This is a genomic window from uncultured Reyranella sp. (assembly GCF_945957355.1).
Taxonomy (GTDB): domain Bacteria; phylum Pseudomonadota; class Alphaproteobacteria; order Reyranellales; family Reyranellaceae; genus Reyranella.
In genome coordinates, this window is record NZ_CAMFKM010000003.1 from 340974 (window position 1) to 356277 (window position 15304).

19 protein-coding genes are annotated in these 15304 nt (G+C 64.8%); 11 read left to right on the plus strand and 8 right to left on the minus strand.

The genetic code is table 11. The features are described from left to right. Nucleotides 1-9: 9 nt before the first annotated feature. Genes Q0Q48_RS07320 through Q0Q48_RS07335 form a run of 4 tightly spaced genes read left to right on the plus strand, consistent with a single transcriptional unit; the run spans nucleotide 10 to nucleotide 2997 of the window. The gene (locus Q0Q48_RS07320) at nucleotides 10-858 is read left to right on the plus strand and encodes a transporter substrate-binding domain-containing protein (RefSeq protein WP_295136106.1); all 849 of its coding nucleotides are present in this window, start codon (nucleotides 10-12) and stop codon (nucleotides 856-858) included. Nucleotides 859-897: 39 nt separating this feature from the next. Continuing rightward, nucleotides 898-1641 carry an amino acid ABC transporter ATP-binding protein gene (locus Q0Q48_RS07325; RefSeq protein ID WP_295136108.1) on the plus strand — a complete coding sequence of 248 codons (744 nt, stop codon included), beginning with the start codon at nucleotides 898-900 and terminating at the stop codon, nucleotides 1639-1641. A 13-nt stretch (nucleotides 1642-1654) separates the two neighbouring features. Further along, nucleotides 1655-2335 (plus strand): amino acid ABC transporter permease, encoded by a 681-nt coding sequence (locus Q0Q48_RS07330; RefSeq protein ID WP_295136110.1) that lies wholly within the window; start codon nucleotides 1655-1657, stop codon nucleotides 2333-2335. Beyond that, a complete protein-coding gene (locus tag Q0Q48_RS07335) occupies nucleotides 2332-2997 on the plus strand; it encodes an amino acid ABC transporter permease (RefSeq protein WP_295136347.1) in 666 nt (221 codons plus the stop codon). The genes Q0Q48_RS07330 and Q0Q48_RS07335 overlap by 4 nt, the downstream gene beginning before the upstream one ends. A gap of 10 nt (nucleotides 2998-3007) precedes the next feature. Here Q0Q48_RS07335 and Q0Q48_RS07340 read toward each other — a convergent pair whose 3' ends face one another. Together Q0Q48_RS07340 and Q0Q48_RS07345 are read right to left on the minus strand one after the other, a co-directional pair. Next, nucleotides 3008-3295 carry an MliC family protein gene (locus Q0Q48_RS07340; RefSeq protein WP_295136112.1) on the minus strand — a complete coding sequence of 96 codons (288 nt, stop codon included), beginning with the start codon at nucleotides 3293-3295 and terminating at the stop codon, nucleotides 3008-3010. Between the two features lie 176 nt (nucleotides 3296-3471). Next, nucleotides 3472-3972 (minus strand): helix-turn-helix transcriptional regulator, encoded by a 501-nt coding sequence (locus tag Q0Q48_RS07345; RefSeq protein ID WP_366915272.1) that lies wholly within the window; start codon nucleotides 3970-3972, stop codon nucleotides 3472-3474. Nucleotides 3973-4065: 93 nt separating this feature from the next. On the opposite strand from Q0Q48_RS07345, the gene Q0Q48_RS07350 reads away from it, so the two are divergent. Beyond that, nucleotides 4066-5034: a tripartite tricarboxylate transporter substrate binding protein gene (locus Q0Q48_RS07350; RefSeq protein ID WP_295136116.1), complete on the plus strand. Its 969-nt coding sequence runs from the start codon at nucleotides 4066-4068 to the stop codon at nucleotides 5032-5034. Between the two features lie 8 nt (nucleotides 5035-5042). Here the strand turns inward: Q0Q48_RS07350 and Q0Q48_RS07355 are convergent, their stop codons facing one another. After that, the gene (locus Q0Q48_RS07355) at nucleotides 5043-5417 is read right to left on the minus strand and encodes a hypothetical protein (protein ID WP_295136118.1); all 375 of its coding nucleotides are present in this window, start codon (nucleotides 5415-5417) and stop codon (nucleotides 5043-5045) included. Between the two features lie 55 nt (nucleotides 5418-5472). Between Q0Q48_RS07355 and Q0Q48_RS07360 the strand changes: the two genes are divergently transcribed. Beyond that, a complete protein-coding gene (locus Q0Q48_RS07360) occupies nucleotides 5473-6939 on the plus strand; it encodes an amino acid permease (RefSeq protein ID WP_295136120.1) in 1467 nt (488 codons plus the stop codon). Here Q0Q48_RS07360 and mdlC read toward each other — a convergent pair. Both mdlC and Q0Q48_RS07370 read right to left on the minus strand, forming a co-directional pair. Continuing rightward, nucleotides 6924-8525 (minus strand): benzoylformate decarboxylase, encoded by a 1602-nt coding sequence (mdlC, locus tag Q0Q48_RS07365; protein WP_295136122.1) that lies wholly within the window; start codon nucleotides 8523-8525, stop codon nucleotides 6924-6926. The genes Q0Q48_RS07360 and mdlC overlap by 16 nt on opposite strands. Before the next feature lie 163 nt (nucleotides 8526-8688). Next, nucleotides 8689-9021, minus strand: coding sequence for a hypothetical protein (locus Q0Q48_RS07370; protein WP_295136141.1), 333 nt, complete (start codon nucleotides 9019-9021; stop codon nucleotides 8689-8691). Nucleotides 9022-9179: 158 nt separating this feature from the next. On the opposite strand from Q0Q48_RS07370, the gene Q0Q48_RS07375 reads away from it, so the two are divergent. The 5 genes from Q0Q48_RS07375 (at nucleotide 9180) to Q0Q48_RS07395 (ending at nucleotide 13843) form a co-directional block, all read left to right on the plus strand. Further along, nucleotides 9180-9626 (plus strand): YqaA family protein, encoded by a 447-nt coding sequence (locus Q0Q48_RS07375; protein WP_295136143.1) that lies wholly within the window; start codon nucleotides 9180-9182, stop codon nucleotides 9624-9626. 61 nt (nucleotides 9627-9687) lie between these two features. Beyond that, complete coding sequence (locus tag Q0Q48_RS07380; protein ID WP_295136145.1) at nucleotides 9688-10686, plus strand: ABC transporter substrate-binding protein; 999 nt, start codon at nucleotides 9688-9690, stop codon at nucleotides 10684-10686. Nucleotides 10687-10696: 10 nt separating this feature from the next. Then, nucleotides 10697-11479: an ABC transporter ATP-binding protein gene (locus tag Q0Q48_RS07385; protein ID WP_295136147.1), complete on the plus strand. Its 783-nt coding sequence runs from the start codon at nucleotides 10697-10699 to the stop codon at nucleotides 11477-11479. Next, the gene (locus Q0Q48_RS07390; protein ID WP_295136149.1) at nucleotides 11451-12281 is read left to right on the plus strand and encodes an ABC transporter permease; all 831 of its coding nucleotides are present in this window, start codon (nucleotides 11451-11453) and stop codon (nucleotides 12279-12281) included. The genes Q0Q48_RS07385 and Q0Q48_RS07390 overlap by 29 nt, the downstream gene beginning before the upstream one ends. A gap of 26 nt (nucleotides 12282-12307) precedes the next feature. Next, nucleotides 12308-13843 (plus strand): amidohydrolase family protein, encoded by a 1536-nt coding sequence (locus tag Q0Q48_RS07395; protein WP_295136151.1) that lies wholly within the window; start codon nucleotides 12308-12310, stop codon nucleotides 13841-13843. On the opposite strand, the gene Q0Q48_RS07400 is transcribed toward Q0Q48_RS07395, so the two are convergent. From Q0Q48_RS07400 to Q0Q48_RS07410, 3 genes are all read right to left on the minus strand, one after another. After that, nucleotides 13840-14187 carry a hypothetical protein gene (locus tag Q0Q48_RS07400; protein WP_295136153.1) on the minus strand — a complete coding sequence of 116 codons (348 nt, stop codon included), beginning with the start codon at nucleotides 14185-14187 and terminating at the stop codon, nucleotides 13840-13842. The two genes, Q0Q48_RS07395 and Q0Q48_RS07400, sit on opposite strands and share 4 nt — an antisense overlap. 90 nt (nucleotides 14188-14277) lie before the next feature. Beyond that, nucleotides 14278-14844 carry an NnrU family protein gene (locus Q0Q48_RS07405; protein ID WP_295136156.1) on the minus strand — a complete coding sequence of 189 codons (567 nt, stop codon included), beginning with the start codon at nucleotides 14842-14844 and terminating at the stop codon, nucleotides 14278-14280. An 85-nt stretch (nucleotides 14845-14929) separates the two neighbouring features. Further along, the gene (locus tag Q0Q48_RS07410; protein ID WP_295136158.1) at nucleotides 14930-15229 is read right to left on the minus strand and encodes a hypothetical protein; all 300 of its coding nucleotides are present in this window, start codon (nucleotides 15227-15229) and stop codon (nucleotides 14930-14932) included. Between the last annotated feature and the right edge of the window lie 75 nt (nucleotides 15230-15304).

Consider the following 15304-nt stretch of genomic DNA (forward strand, 5'->3'; position numbering starts at 1 on the left):
ACTGAGAAAATGCTGAACCGTCGCTTTGCCGCGCTGGCCCTCGCGGCCCTGATGTGCGCGAGCCCCGCGTTGGCCCAGGACAAGAAGCCGCCGTTGCGCACCGGCGTCGATGGCACCTTCGCACCGCACGCCATGCCGAAGCTGGGCGGCGGTGTCGAAGGCTTCCAGATCGACGTCTTCACCGAGGCCGCCAAGCGCATGAAGCGCGACATCACGATCGATGCCGTGAGCTTCTCCACCCTGATCCCGGGCATGCAGTCAGGCCGCTACGACTTCATCGCGGCACCGACCACGGTGACCAAGGAGCGCGCCGAGAACATGCTGTTCACCGCCGGCTACCTGTGGACCGCGTTCCAGTTCGGCATCAAGAAGGGCAGCGCGCCGATCAAGAGCTGGGCCGACCTGAAAGGCAAGGCCGTGGCCGTGAACAAGGGCACGCCCTACGAGACGCTCGCCAAGAAGATGGCAGAGCAGCACGGCTTCACCGTGCAGGTCTACGACACGCAGCCCGACGCCACGCAGGCCGTTCTCTCCGGCCGCGCCTACGCGACGCTGGGTGGCAACACCACGATCGTCTACGCGGCGTCCAAGAACCCGCAGTTCATCGCCGACCTCGAACTCGCCGAAACGCGCGCCCACTGGGCCGCGCCCGTCCCGAAGGACAATCCCAAGCTTCGCGCCGAGCTGCAGGATGCGCTCGACTGCATGAAGAAGGACGGCACCATGGCAAAGTTCTACGAGAAGTGGTTCAACAAGAAGCCGGCGGCCGACGATCTCGCGGTCGTGGTCACGCCGGGATACGGCGTGCCGGGCATGCCGGGCTACGATCCGACGCCGCATGAGCTGAAGTGCAACTGACGTTATCGTCGCCTCCGGTCGAGGCGACGGATTAGGCTCATGGCAACGAATCACATCGTCGACGCGCGCGCCATCCACAAGCATTTCGGCACCCTTCATGTCCTGAAGGGTGTCGATCTGAAGGTAGACGAGCGCGAGCTGGTCTTCATCATCGGGCCGTCGGGCTCGGGCAAGTCGACCTTGCTGCGCTGCCTCAACCGGCTGGAGGAACCGTCCTCCGGCTCGATTGTGGTCGACGGCATCGACATGCTGAACCCGAAGACCGACATCAACCATGCCCGTCGCCGCATCGGCATGGTTTTCCAGTCGTTCAACCTCTATCCGCACATGACGGCGCTGGGGAACGTGACGCTGGCGCTGCGCAAGGTGGCCGGCAAGGGCCGCGCCGAGGCCGAGGCTCTCGGTCGGGCGGCGCTGGAGCGCGTGGGCCTCGCCGAACGCGCCGACCACACGCCGGGCCAGCTTTCCGGTGGTCAGCAGCAGCGGGTCGCCATCGCCCGTTCAATTGCGCTGGAGCCGCGCGTGATGCTGTTCGACGAGCCGACCAGTGCACTCGATCCGGAACTGGTCGGGTCGGTGCTCGAGGTGATGCGCGGCCTGCGCGAAAGCGGCATGACGATGATCGTCGTCAGCCATGAGATGGGCTTCGCGCGCAACGCGGCCGACCGGGTCGTGTTCATGGATGACGGGCTGACCGTGGAGCAGGGGCCGCCCGCGGCGATCTTCGAGAACCCGACCCACGAACGCACGCGCGCCTTCATCGGCCAGATCCAGCGGCACTGAGGGCCGCACGGCAATGAGCGGCTGGGACAAGTTCGTCGAGACCTTCTTCAACGCGAAGGTGATGGTGAAGTACCTGCCGGATATCCTGTCCGGTGTGGTGGTCACCATCGAGCTCGCGCTGCTGATCATCGTCACCGGCCTCGGGGCGGGGCTAGCGCTGGCCCTGCTGCGCAGCCTGGCCATCCGGCCGCTCAACTGGCTGATCATCTTCATCGTCGACCTGTTCCGCTCGCTGCCGCCGCTGGTCATCATCGTGCTGATGTATTTCGGGCTGCCCTACGCAGGGCCGGCCCCGTCGGGATTCGTATCGACCTGGCTATCGCTCGCCTTCGTGCTGATGGCCTTCTCCGAGGAGATTTTCTGGGCTGGAATCACATCGATCCCGAAGGGCCAGTGGGAGGCCGCGCGCTCGACCGGCCTGTCGTTCGGCCAGACCCTGTTCAACGTGGTGCTGCCGCAGGCTTTCCGGCTCACCATCCCGCCGCTGACCAACCGCACCATCGCCATCACCAAGGGAACGGCGCTCGGCACCGTCGTGGCCGTGACCGAGATCCTCGGGCAGGCGAGTTCGGCCATGTCCAACTCGTACAATCCCTCGCCGCTGATGATGGGCGCGGCGGCCTATGTCGTCCTGTTCCTCCCCGTGGTCGTCGCGGCGCGCTGGATCGAGACCAGGTTCGCGTGGAAGCGATGATCGAGGCCTTCTTCAACATCGAGATCATGAAGGCGGCCTGGCCCATCGTGCTGACGGGCCTCTGGAACACGATCCTGCTGTCGCTGATCGTCGTGCCGCTCGGCCTGCTGGGCGGCCTGATCCTGGCGCTGCTCGCCTCGATCAGGCATCCGCTTGTGCGCTGGCCGCTGATGGCCTGGGTCGACTTCTTCCGGGCCTTCCCGCCGCTGGTGCTCCTGGTCCTGCTGTTCGCGGGCCTTCCGTTCGCCGGCCTCGAACTGGGCGGCTTCGCCTGCGTGGCGATCGCCTTCTTCCTGAACACCGGCTCCTACTACGGCGAGATCTTCCGCGCCGGCATCGATTCCGTGCCCGCCGGCCAGGTCGAGGCAGCACGGTCCACCGGCCTCACCCGGATGCAGGCCATGCGCTACGTCGTGCTGCCCCAGGCGGTGCGCAACGTGATGCCGGACCTGCTCTCCAATACGCTGGAAGTCGTGAAGCTCACGTCGCTGGGTTCGGTGGTCGCCGTGCCGGAACTGCTCTACGAGGCCCGGCAGGCGCAGAGCATCACCTACAATCCCACGCCAATCGTGATGGCCGCCGTGATCTACTTCCTGCTGCTTTGGCCGGTCGTGCGGCTGTTGAGCCGGTTGGAGAATCGCGCGCTGGCCGGCCGCCGCTGACGGCGCGGCGTCAGCGCTTCGGTGCGCAGCCGCGGTAGGTCACGGTCTGGTTGGCGCCTTCCTCGACGAAGGCGGTGTCGCCCTTGCTCCAGAAAACGAAAGTGCCGCTCGCATCGGCATAGCGGATTCCCGAGCCTGAGAGCGTCTGCGGCAGGCTGAACTTGCGCCCGTCGCTCAGCTGCACCACGACCCGCCCGCCGGGAATCGGCCGTCCGTCGGCTCCGACGCTCGATTTGCCGTCATAGTAGTCCGCGACGATCGTCTTGTTCTGCTCACACTGGTAGCGGACCGTGGACATGGGGGCGCCGGGAGGCGGCGCTTTCAGGGGCGGACCGTCATTGCACGCCGAAATTGCTGGCGTGAACAGAAGGGCAGCGGCCAAAGCCGGGAGACGAGGCATATCCGAACACCGGACCGCAAAGAGGGAACGAATTTTCCTCAACGCCGCCAATGGCCGAAAGTTTCGCGACGCCGTCAATCGCGCGCGAGGGCCTCGATCAGGTCGAGCGTCTTCGTCCGCAGGCTCTTGCTCCGGATCTTGTAGTAGGCACGGACCAGTTCGAGCGTTTCGCGCTTGGTGTTGAGATCGCCATCGGCCGACTTGCTGGCGGCCTTGGGGCGGCCGGGCTTGCGCTTGGTCCCGGCGGCGGCGGGGTCCATGCCATCGAAGAAGTGGGTCACGGGGACGTCGAGGACCTTGGCGAACTCGAACAGGCGGCTGGAGCTGATGCGGTTGAAGCCGCGTTCGTACTTCTGAACCTGCTGGAAAGTAAGACCCACGGCCTTGCCGAGATCCGTCTGGCTCATGCCGAGGAGCGCGCGCCGTTGCCGTAGCCGGTTTCCGACGTGAGTGTCTACGGGATGGGAAAGAGCCAAATGATCCTCCGAAATACGCTGTGGATATCGCACGCGGGGCTTACAGCCACCTTTCGATCGATACGGTGATGCACGTCCAGGCGCGAAACTTCGCAGCACGGACCTCGCGGGCGAGAGGCGGTTGCCGACGGGGTGCAAGCTCCATACCCTCCGGGTCAAGCGGCAAAGACCGCAATCCCGGAGGACTTCACGATGCTGTCAACTATCCGAGGCGCCCTCGCATGCCTGCTTGCGCTGGCCGTTGTGCAGCCGGCCGCCGCCCAGACGAACTGGCCGGACAAACCGGTCAAGATCGTGGTTGGCTTCACGGCGGGAAGCTCGACGGACGTCACGGCGCGGATGTTCGCACAGAAGTTTTCCGAGGCCTGGGGCCAACCGGTGATCGTGGAAAACATCGCCGGCAATTCGGGCGCGATCGGTGTCGACCGTGTCGCCAAGGCGGCGCCCGATGGATACACGCTGATGTGGTCGGGAAACGCCGCCATCACCATCCTGCCCTCGATGCAGGCCCTCCCGTTCGATCCGCTGAAGGATCTCACGCCGATCTCGACCTCGCTCGTCATGCCATCGCTGTTCATGGTGAACAACGATCTGCCGGTGAAATCGATCCCTGAGCTGATTGCCTACGCCAAGGCCAATCCGGGGAAACTGTCCTACGGCACGCCGGGCGTCGGCACGCCGCAGCACATTGCGGGCGAGCTGTTCTGCTTCCTGGCGGGCATCAGGATGGAGCACATTCCCTATCGCGGCGCGAACATGGCGGATCTCATGAGCGGTGTGGTCCAGGTCGGCATCCAGAATGCCGGCGCGGCGATGCCGCTGGTACGCGACGGCCGCGTGCGCGGCATTGCGGTTACTTCGTTGAAGCGGACCCGGAGTGCGCCCAACCTGCCGACGCTCGCGGAGCAGGGCTTTCCGGGTTTCGAGGCGACTTCGTGGTTTGCCCTGCTCGGGCCTGCCGACCTGCCAAAGCCGATCGTGGACAAGGTGCGGGCGGAGTCGCTGAAGGTGCTGGCCGATCCCGAGATGGAAAAGAAATTCACCACCATGGGTCTCGACCTCCTCGGCAGCACGCCGGAGGAAACCCGGGCCGCCATAGCCGCCGACATCCCCAAGTGGGCCAAGGTCATCAAGGACGCAAACATCAAGACGGCGAAGTAGCCGCCGGCTCAGTACTCTTCGATCACCTGTCCGTTGGGATGGATCGTGACCCTCTTCGGCACGCCCTGAGGCCGGGTCGGCACGGGGTCGCGGCTGACCCTGGCGCGCCAGGAGCCGTCATTCTGCTCTTCCAGTCTCTGAACCTTGTAGCCCTGGTTCTCGAGTCGGTCGCGCTGCAGGGAGTAGGTGTTGGGCTGCGGCGCCGGCGGCGCCATGACCGGCGCGGGCGGGGCGACGGGAGGCGGCGGCAGGGCGCCGGGCGACATGGTGTCGGGCATGCGGCCGCCATTGCCGATCGAGCCTGGCACCAATTGGCCGAAGGCCGTGTCCGCCGCGGCGACCAGGGCCATCACGAAGACGAGGGTGAGCAGGGTGGGACGCATGCGGTTTATATAGGGTGTCTGCCCCGGTCTTGCTAAGAGGGGGCGGGGGAACCGAATGAAGATCAAGGGCGCGGCGTCGCGTAAGTTGCTTTCCGATATCCTGGCGTCGGCCGCCCACGCCGCGCCCTTGCCCAAGGTCCTGGGCCCCATCAGCATCGTGTTCATGGGCATCGGCGCCATCATCGGCGCCGGCATTTTCGTCCTGACAGGCACGGCCGCGGCCCTCTATGCCGGGCCCGCCGTGGTCGTGTCCTTTATGCTGGCCGGCATCGCCTGTGCGTTCGTGGCGCTCTGCTACGCGGAGCTGGCGGCGCTGATGCCCGTTTCCGGCAGCACCTATACCTACACCTATGCGAGCCTGGGCCAGCTCGCGGCATGGCTGGTCGGCTGGAACCTCATCCTCGAATATTCGATCGGTGCGGCTGCAGTCGCCGTCGGCTGGTCGGGTTACTTCAACGGCACTCTGGCCTCCGTCGGTCTTGCCATTCCGCCCCGGCTGTCGGTCTCGACCGGCCAGGCCGTCCAGCTCGCCGACGGCTCGACGACGACCGCGATTGCCAACCTGCCGGCCGCGGCGATCGTGGCGCTTCTGACGCTCCTGCTGGTCCTGGGGACGCGCGAGTCGGCGCGACTCAACAACTTCATGGTGGCGCTCAAGCTGCTCGTCATCCTGGCGTTCATCGGCTTCGGGATCAGCCATGTCTCGGTCGCGAACTGGCAGCCGTTCGTGCCGCCGAATGCCGGCACATTCGGGACCTTCGGATGGAGCGGCGTCCTGCACGGCGCCTCGGTCGTATTCTTCACCTACATCGGATTCGACGCCGTCTCCAATTGTGCGCAGGAAGCAAGGCGGCCCCAGCGCGACATGCCGATCGGCATCCTGGGCGCACTCGTGATCTCGACGGTCCTCTATGTGATGGTGGCGGGCGTGCTGGTCGGCGTCGTGCCGTACCATCAACTGAACGTGGCGGCCCCGGTCGGGCTGGCGGTCGATCACATGGGCATTGGCTGGTTCGCCGCGCTGATCCAGCTCGGCGCAATGATCGGGATCACGACGGCGATCCTCGTTCTGCTCTACGGACAGGGTCGGATTTTCGCGACCATGGCAAATGACGGCCTGATGCCGTCGCTGTTCAGCCGCGTTCATCCGCGGCTGAAGACGCCCTGGATGAGTCAGATCCTGATCGGCTTGATCGTGGCTGCAATCGCCGCCGTGGCCCCGATCGAGACGCTGAGCGAGCTGGTCGGCGTGGGCACGCTGTTCTCGTTCCTGATGGTCTGTGCGTCGGTGGTGAGGCTTCGACACCTGGAGCCGCATGCCCCGCGTCCATTCCGGGTACCCGCCGTCCCGTTGGTGCCGATACTCGGCATCCTGTCCTGCCTTGGCCTGATGGTCGGACTGGCGCCGGTGACATGGGCGCGACTCGTCCTCTGGATCGCGATCGGGCTGGTCATCTACTTCGCCTACGGCCGATCGCGCGCCACCCGTCGCTTGCCGGGTGGCGCTCAAAGCAGGGAGTGACGTTTCCGCGTGAGGGGCACGACGACGACGCTCGCGCCAGGGCGGGCAAGGGCCGCGGCAACGGCCGCCGTCACCTGTGCGCCGGTCTTGGCCAGCGTCGCCGGTGCTCCGTAGCCTTTCGCCAGGGCTTCGAGATCGATGCCGGGCAGATCGAGGCCGGGCACGTTCGGTGTCTCCTCGAGTTCGGCGAAGGATTTCAAGATGGCATATTCGTGGTTCTGCAAGACGACGAAGACCACGTGCGCCTTCTGCTGAACCGCGGTGTAGAGCGCCTGGATCGAATACTGGAACGAGCCGTCTCCCATGAGGGCGATCACCGGCCGATTGCGACCGCTGCTTCGCTCCGCCAGTGCAAGCCCTACCGCAGCCGGCATGTCCCAGCCGAGGCCGCCAGAGGCGAAAGTGTAGAAGCTATCGGGCTTTGCGATGCGGAACTGGTCCTGCATCTCAGCCACGACGGAGGGCGCTTCCTCGACGAGCACGTAGTCCGCCGGGCAGGCGTCGCGGACAGCGGCCATGATCGCCTCGGCGGCCAAAGGCTGCGCTTCCATGTCGGGCTTCTTCGGCGCAGCGCGCAGGGGCGCGGACACGGATGAGGTCCGCTTCTTCAAGAACGGCTGGATCGCCTCGAGGAAGAGCTTGGCATCGGATACCAGACTGTCGCCGACCGGCGCCTTGGACGACATGTTCGGGTCGTCGGTGACGTGAAGCAACCGCATCCCCTTCGGCAGATAGTCTCCACCGACATAGGGATAGTAGCGGAAGACCGGCGCCCCGACGACGATCGCGAGGTCGTGGCCTTCCAGCTTCTTGCCCAGCGGGCCGATCGCGGACGGAAGCGCGCCGGCATGTTGGCGATGGCTTTCGGGGAAGGGCGTGCGCTCTGCAAAGGGCGCGGTCCAGACCGGGACGCCGAGCGCTTCGGCGAAGCGGACGCCCTCGTCCCACGCCTGGCTGCGGGCGATGTCCGAGCCATAGACGATGACGGGCGACCTGGCGGCATTGATGCGCTCCGCGAATTCGGCGACGCGCGCGGGATCGGGGCCGACGCGCGTGGCGATCGTGCGGAAGGCATCGATCTCGGGCATCGGCCTGTCCCAGTCGTCGAGCGGTAGGGAAAGGAATACCGGTCCGGCAGGCTGCTGCAGGGCCGTCGCATAGGCGCGCATGAATGCGGCGGGGATGTCCTCGGCGCGCGAGGGCTCATACGACCACTTCACCCAAGGCCGCGGCAAAGTCACGGCGTCGATGTTGGTCAGGAGTGGCTCGAGCAGCAGCATCTCGCGGGTCTGCTGGCCGGCGGTGATGATCAAGGGAGTCTTGTTCTGGTAAGCGGTCACGATACAGCCGAGCGCGTTGCCCATGCCGGCCCCGGTATGCACGTTGACGATGACCGGCTTGCGGAGACCCTGGGAGATGCCGTCGGCGATACCGACGACGCTGGCTTCCTGCAGGGCCAGCACGTAATCGAAATCTACAGGGAAATTCTTTAGGAACGTCTCTTCGGTCGAGCCAGGATTGCCGACGATGGTCGTCAGGCCAAGCTTGCGGAGCAGGTCGAAGGTTACGTCCTTGACGGTGCGCATGCCGAATGTCCCTCGTCAGACCGAGCGTGAAGGCCTGCATCCTAGACGGCGGCCATGACGGCGGCACGGCATTCTTTGCGGTGCCCGGACGCAGGCATACGAACGGAGCGCCCCATGAGGGATAGGGCGCTCCGCCGTACCGCAGGCGTGTAGGGTGTGGCTCCTACTGCTCGCGGATATTTCCCTTCGGGTCGAGCGTCACCGCGACCTCGACGTTGTTGCGCATCGCCTTGGCGGTCCAGTTGCCGGCCGTGTCCCGTGTCAACGACTTCACGCCGTTGTAGCCTTTCGCCTCGAGCTGGGCCTTGGCCGCAGCCTCGGCGGCCGTGGCGTTCGGCGAAGTTGCCGGCAAGTTGGTGTTCGGATTGCTGGTCTGGCCCGGCATCGAGTTCATGTCACGGCCGGCCGGCGTGCTCGGCTGCATCGTCTGCGCGAACGAGGCGGTGCCGATCCCGGTCATGGCAAGCGCGGCGAGCGTCATGAGGGTCTTCTTCATGGTATTCCTCCGTGGCGGGTGAATGGCGTGGGCTGTGCCGGATCAACGTCGCCCCCGTGGAAGGTGTTGCATCGGATCGCAGAAAGCGATCGTCAGGAAATGGCCCTGATCTCAACGCGCTATCCGCACACTTCTCCAGCCGCTAATGACAAGTCTCGATGAGCGATTTCGTCTTGAGCCATGGTGGTCTGTTCGCCGCCGCCTTCCTCGCCGCGACGGTGTTTCCCTTCCAGTCCGAACTGGTGCTGGTCGGCCTGCTGGTTGCCGAGCCGACCCATTGGCCCACGCTGCTGCTGGTGGCCAGCGTGGGCAATACGCTGGGATCGGCAGTCAACTGGGTCCTGGGCCGTTTGATCGAGCGCTACCATGACCGGGCGTGGTTTCCGGTGAAGGCGCGCGATTATGAGCGCGTCGAGCGCTGGTATGCCCGATGGGGTGTATGGTCCCTGCTGTTCGCATGGTTGCCGTTCGGCGGGGACGCCCTCACCGTGGTGGCCGGCGCGATGCGAACGCCGCTGCTGCCGTTCCTCGTGCTGGTCGCGATCGGCAAGACGGCCCGGTATGCCGTCCTTGTCGCTGCAACGGTGGGATGGTTCGTCGGGTGAAAACTGCGTGGCACCGAATTTGCTTCCTCTCGCAGTGCTCGACACGGACAGGGAGGCAGCCATGCAGTCATCATCGTTCCGCCGACGTACCGGATTGGCGGCGCTTGCGCTGACGCTGCTGTCCGCCATGCCGGCGCTGGCCCAGGACAAGGTCCGCTTCCAGACCGACTGGATCCCGTCAGGCGAGCACGCGATGTACTATGGCGCGTGGAGCAAGGGCATCTACGCCAAGCACGGCATCGACATCACCATCACGCGCGGATACGGCTCCGGCGACACGGTCACCAAGGTGGCATCGGGCGCAGCCGATTTCGGCGTCGCCGACATCGCGGCCGTCATGACGGCAAGGGCCCGCACCAACGTGCCGGTCAAGACCATCGCCGTGCTCTACAATGAATCGCCGCATTCGCTGTTCGTGCTGAAGAGTTCGGGCATCACGACCTTCAAGGGCCTCGAGGGGAAGAAGATCGGCATTACCCCGGGCAACAGCCATCGCTTCTATTTCCCCGAAGTCGCCAAGAAGGCGGGGACCGATCCCAACAAGCTGATCTGGACGAACATGGACGGGGCGGCGATGGCGGCGCAGCTCATCGCCAAGAACATCGATGCCGCGCCGTTCTATTCGATCCATTACTATTACATCAACAAGGCCGCGGTGAAGGCGGGCGAGGAGATCCTGCCGCTGCCGTTCGTCGAGGTCGGCTTCAAGATCTACGCCGCCTCGCTCATCACCACCGACAAGATGATCCAGGACAAGCCGGACCTGGTGAGGCGTTTCCTGGCCGCGACCAAGGAAGCCTTCGAATGGGCCGCGGCCAATCCCGAGGAAGCCTGCAAGCTGCATGTCGCGCGCTTTCCCGAGGTCGAGCTCGACGACTGCATGGGCAGCGTGAAGGCGGTGATGAAGTTCGTCTTCAACGACCACAGCAAGGAATTCGGCTGGGGCAAGGAAAGCCCGGAGCGGCTCAAGTTCTCGTGGGAGACGATCGCCACGGCGAACGAGCTGAAGCCCGGGTTCGACTACAAGACCGCGATCGACACGAGCAAGGTCACCAAGTAGGGGGCGGGAAGTGATCTCGCTCAATCGGGTCACGCGCATCTTCAACAGTCGTGACGGAGACCAGGTCACGGCGCTCCAGGACGTGTCGCTGGAGATCGGCCGCAACGAGTTCATCACTCTCGTGGGGCCCTCGGGCTGCGGCAAGTCCACCCTGTTGCGCATCGTGGCCGGCCTGATCCTGCCGACGGCGGGCCGGGCCTTCATCGGAGGGCAGGAGATCACCGAGCCGAGGGCGGAAACCGGGATCGTGTTCCAGGCGCCGACACTGCTGCCCTGGGCCAGCGTGCTCGACAACGTGCTGTTCCCGCTGCGCATGATGCACCGCATCGATTCCACCAGCACCGACAAGGCGATGGCGCTACTCAAGCTGGTCGGCCTCCAGGGCTTCGAAGGCAAGTCGCCGCGCGAGCTGTCGGGCGGGATGCAGCAGCGGGTCGCCATCTGCCGGGCGCTGGTGCACGATCCGGACATCCTGCTGATGGACGAGCCGTTCGGGGCGCTCGACGCGCTGACGCGCGAAGAGATGACCATGGAGCTGCTGCGCATCTGGAGCGAGCGGCCCAAGACCGTGCTGTTCGTGACGCACTCGATCACGGAGGCCGTTGTGCTGGCCGATCGCGTGGTCGTGATGTCGCCGCGGCCCGGCCGGATCGCCGAGATCATCGATATCGGCCTGCCGCGCCCGCGCAGCTTCGAGACGGAGGCCTCGCCGGAATTCCACGAGGCCAGCCAGCGCATCCGCCAACTCATCTTCGGAACACGCCATGTCGGTCCAGGCCGCGCCGCCGCTTGAAGAGCGGCCGAAGCCGCCCCGACGACGAAGGAGGAGCGCCGCCCTCTATGAGATGGTGGTGCCGCTGCTGGCCACGATCGGGCTGTTCGTGGCATGGGAGGGCGCTTGCCGCCTCTTCCAGATTCCTGGCTATCTCGTGCCGTCGCCGGTCGATATCTGGAACGAAACGATGGCCATCGGCCCCACCGTGGCCGGCCATACGATGGCGACCTTCAAGACCGTCATGCTGGGGTTCGTGGTCTCGATCCTCATCAGCCTGCCGCTGGCGGTAGTCCTCACCGCTTCGCCCGCCATCGCGGCGGCCGTCTATCCCTTCCTGGTCTGGACCCAGTCGATCCCCAAGGTAGCGCTCGCTCCGATCCTCGTGGTGTTGCTCGGAACCAACGAATTGCCGCGCATCGTCATCACCGTGCTGGTGGCGTTCTTCCCGCTGGTCATCTCGATCGCGACCGGGCTCCTCTCGGTACCTCCGGAGCTGATCGAACTGAGCCGTGCCTGCCGCGCCTCGAAGCTCAGCGAGTTGCTGCGGATCAGGCTACCCTATGCGATTCCCTTCATCTTCGCAGGCCTCAAGGTCGCGATCTCGCTCGCCGTTGTCGGCGCCGTCGTCGCCGAGTTCGTCAACGCCGATGCCGGATTGGGTTTCCTGATCCAGACCTCGACGGCGTTCTTCAAGGTGCCCGTGGCATTCGGGGCACTTATCATCCTGTCGGTGATGGGTGTCGTTCTGTTCCAGATCGTGGTGGTCGCCGAACGGGTGTTCTTCCCATGGTCGAGCAGCAATGCGACTCCGGGTGCCTGACCGACTGCGCAAGGGGAGTGTGTGATATGGCGAAAGCCTCCAAAGCCTCGATGACCGTGATCCGCGGCGGCCGCGTGGTGGACATCAAGGGGCATGCGGCCCCCAAGGCCGACATCCTGGTGAACGGCGATACCATCATGGAGATCGGGACGAAGGTCTCGGCGCCGGAGTCGGCCACCGTGATCGACGCCAGGGGCAAGCTGCTGCATCCCGGCCTGATCAACGGCCACACGCACAGCCACGGCAACCTCGCCAAGGGCATGGTCGACCGCGTGACTCTCGAGCTGCTGCTGACGGCTGGCCCCTACATGAGCGGCGCTCGCACGCTCGAGGACAAGTACCTGTCGAGCCTGATCGGGGCTGCTGAGATGGTGATGAAAGGCTGCACCGCAGCCTATGACCTGGCGGCCGAGTTCCCCATGCCGACGGCTGAGGGCCTCGCTGCGATCGGGCAGGCTTATGCCGATGTCGGCATGCGGGCCATGCTGGCGCCGATGGTCGCCGACACCAGCTTCTTCGAGGCGATCCCGGGCCTGATGGAGCAGCTGCCGCGGTCACTGCAGAAGGAGGTCGAGGCCTATAGGTTCTCGCCCTACAAGGCGAGCGTGAAGCAGATGAAGAAGGCGCTGCACGGCTGGAAGCTCGACCGCCTGGGCGTTCATCTGGCGGTCGCGCCGACCATCCCGCATCACTGCAGCCGGGAGTTCCTGCTGGCCTGCCTGAAGCTCGCCAAGGACTACGATACCGGTCTTCATACCCATGTCTCCGAATCGAAAGTGCAGGTGATCGCCGGCTACCGGCTCTACGGGACTTCGCTCACCGCCTACATGGACTCGCTGGGCCTCGTCGGACCGAAGTTCACCGTGGCGCACGGTGTGTGGCTCGACGGGGACGACATGAAGCTGCTCGGCGACAAGGGGGCTTCGGTCTCGCATAATCCCGGCTCGAACATGGTGCTGGGCAACGGCATCGCCGACATGCGGGGCATGCTGGATGCCAAGGTCAATGTCGGCATCGGGACGGATGGCGCGAGCTGTTCGGACAATCAGAACATGTACGAGAACATGCGGCTGGCTTCGATGGTCTCCAAGGTGCAGGGGCCGGATAACCGCGAGTGGATCACGACCGAGGAAGTGCTGCATGCGGCGACGGCGGGCAGCGCGCGGGCGCTGGGGCTCGGCGACAGGATCGGCAAACTGGAGGCTAGCTACAAGGCCGACATCGTGTTCCTCGACCTCGGGCACATCAACTGGATCCCGTTCAATGATCCGACCAACCAGATCGTCCATACCGAGGACGGTTCCGCCGTGCATTCGGTGATGGTCGGCGGTCGCATGATCCTCGAGGACCGCAAGCTGCTGAACGTCGACATGGCCCAGCTTGCCCGCCTGGCCGAGAAGGCGCGGGAGCGGCTGGAGCGGGGCCGCAAGCCCGCCAAGGCGCTCTACGACAAGCTCGAGAAGGTGGTGAACACGTTCTGTCCGGGGCTCGCCAAGCAGCCGCTACATATCGACCGGTTCGGCGGCGGGCACCATCACGGCCACCACCCGCATCACCACTAGTAGCCGAGGCGCCAGCCTCTCTGCAGGTAGCCGTAGCGAACCAGACGCACGGCCATGACGCCGTTCAATGCAATGCCGCCGACGACGGTTATGAGCATCAGCAGCATGCCTTCCAGCGAGGCGCTGAATAGGTAGACGATGACGGTGAGACCGAAGATTATCCCGCCGGCAATGGCGATCATGGCGAGAAGGTCAATGAAAGCCAGGAAGTAGAGTCGCTTCGAAAGCACGAAAAGCGGGCCGCCGAAGGCCGCCCAAGTATATGACCAGCGATCGATGACCACGAGATCGTCGGTCTCGGCCTTGTCGAAGCGATAGGTTGGAAACAGTGCGTCTAGGATCACTGGATTTCGGCAGCTTTCGGGGACTGGGGGGAGACGGAATTTACCGTCGAACCTATCATGGCCTATGCAATTGAGCCAGCGACGGCACGCCTATGCGGCTGTAACGCCGATCAAGCTGTCGTGTAACCAGAACATGGCGACGTAGGCTACGGTCCCCAGTCCGACGACCAGCAGATCGTTGATCGACCACCCCACCGGCGGAGCGCCCGTATCGCCCCGGCGCTTCAGGGCAATGCGATCGTAGACGGCCCAGGCAAGCAGACCGCCGAACACCAACATTGAGCCCAGGTCGCCGTTCACCAGGAGATGGGACAGGGCCCAGGCCTTCACTCCCACCAACATGGGATGCCGCAGCAGCGATTTGATCCGGCTCGGCGGCGCATACGCCGCCGTAAGGGCTACGAATGCAAACCACAGCAGAACCAGCGCAATTGGATGGAAAAGCGAGGGCGGGTTCCACACCTGGACGTAGCCCGCGCTGCGATAACTGCCGAAGCCGATGAAGATCAGGAGCAACCCGGCCGCGGACAGCAGGGAATAGATGCCCTTGTAAGCCGCGTCGCCCAAACGCCCGATAACCGCTGCCCGTGTTGACCGCAGGGTGGTGAAGAAATGAACGCCAAGAAACAGGGCCAGACCCAGGATCAACAGTGACATGCAGTCTCTATAGCACACATATTATTGCGCATTAGGCGCAATAATACGCGCATTGTTTGCGTGCAGGCTCGCCTGCACACCCGGGCTATCGTGAAGTCTGCGTGACACTCCCGGTCGTGTCGACGGAGACGGCGACCTCGACGTTGTTCTTGGTGGCGAGGGCCTCCCAGGAACCGTCCTCCTTGCGCTTGAGAGCCTTGATGTTGGTATAGCCGCTCGCCTCGATCTGCGTCCGAGCCGATGTAGCGGTCTGGGGGGCACTTCCGGGCATGCCGGCTGGCGGGGCAGCCGGCGTCGTTGACGTGCCGGTGGCCGGAGGCATCTGGGCATTTGCGCTCGACGCGGCGACGATCAGGGCCGCGGCCGTCGAAAGGACGGTTTTCATCGTAACACTCCTCGGACAAAGACTGTCCGGTCTAATGCGGAAATCCTCCAGGCGTTGCGAGGTTCTGCCCCGAAT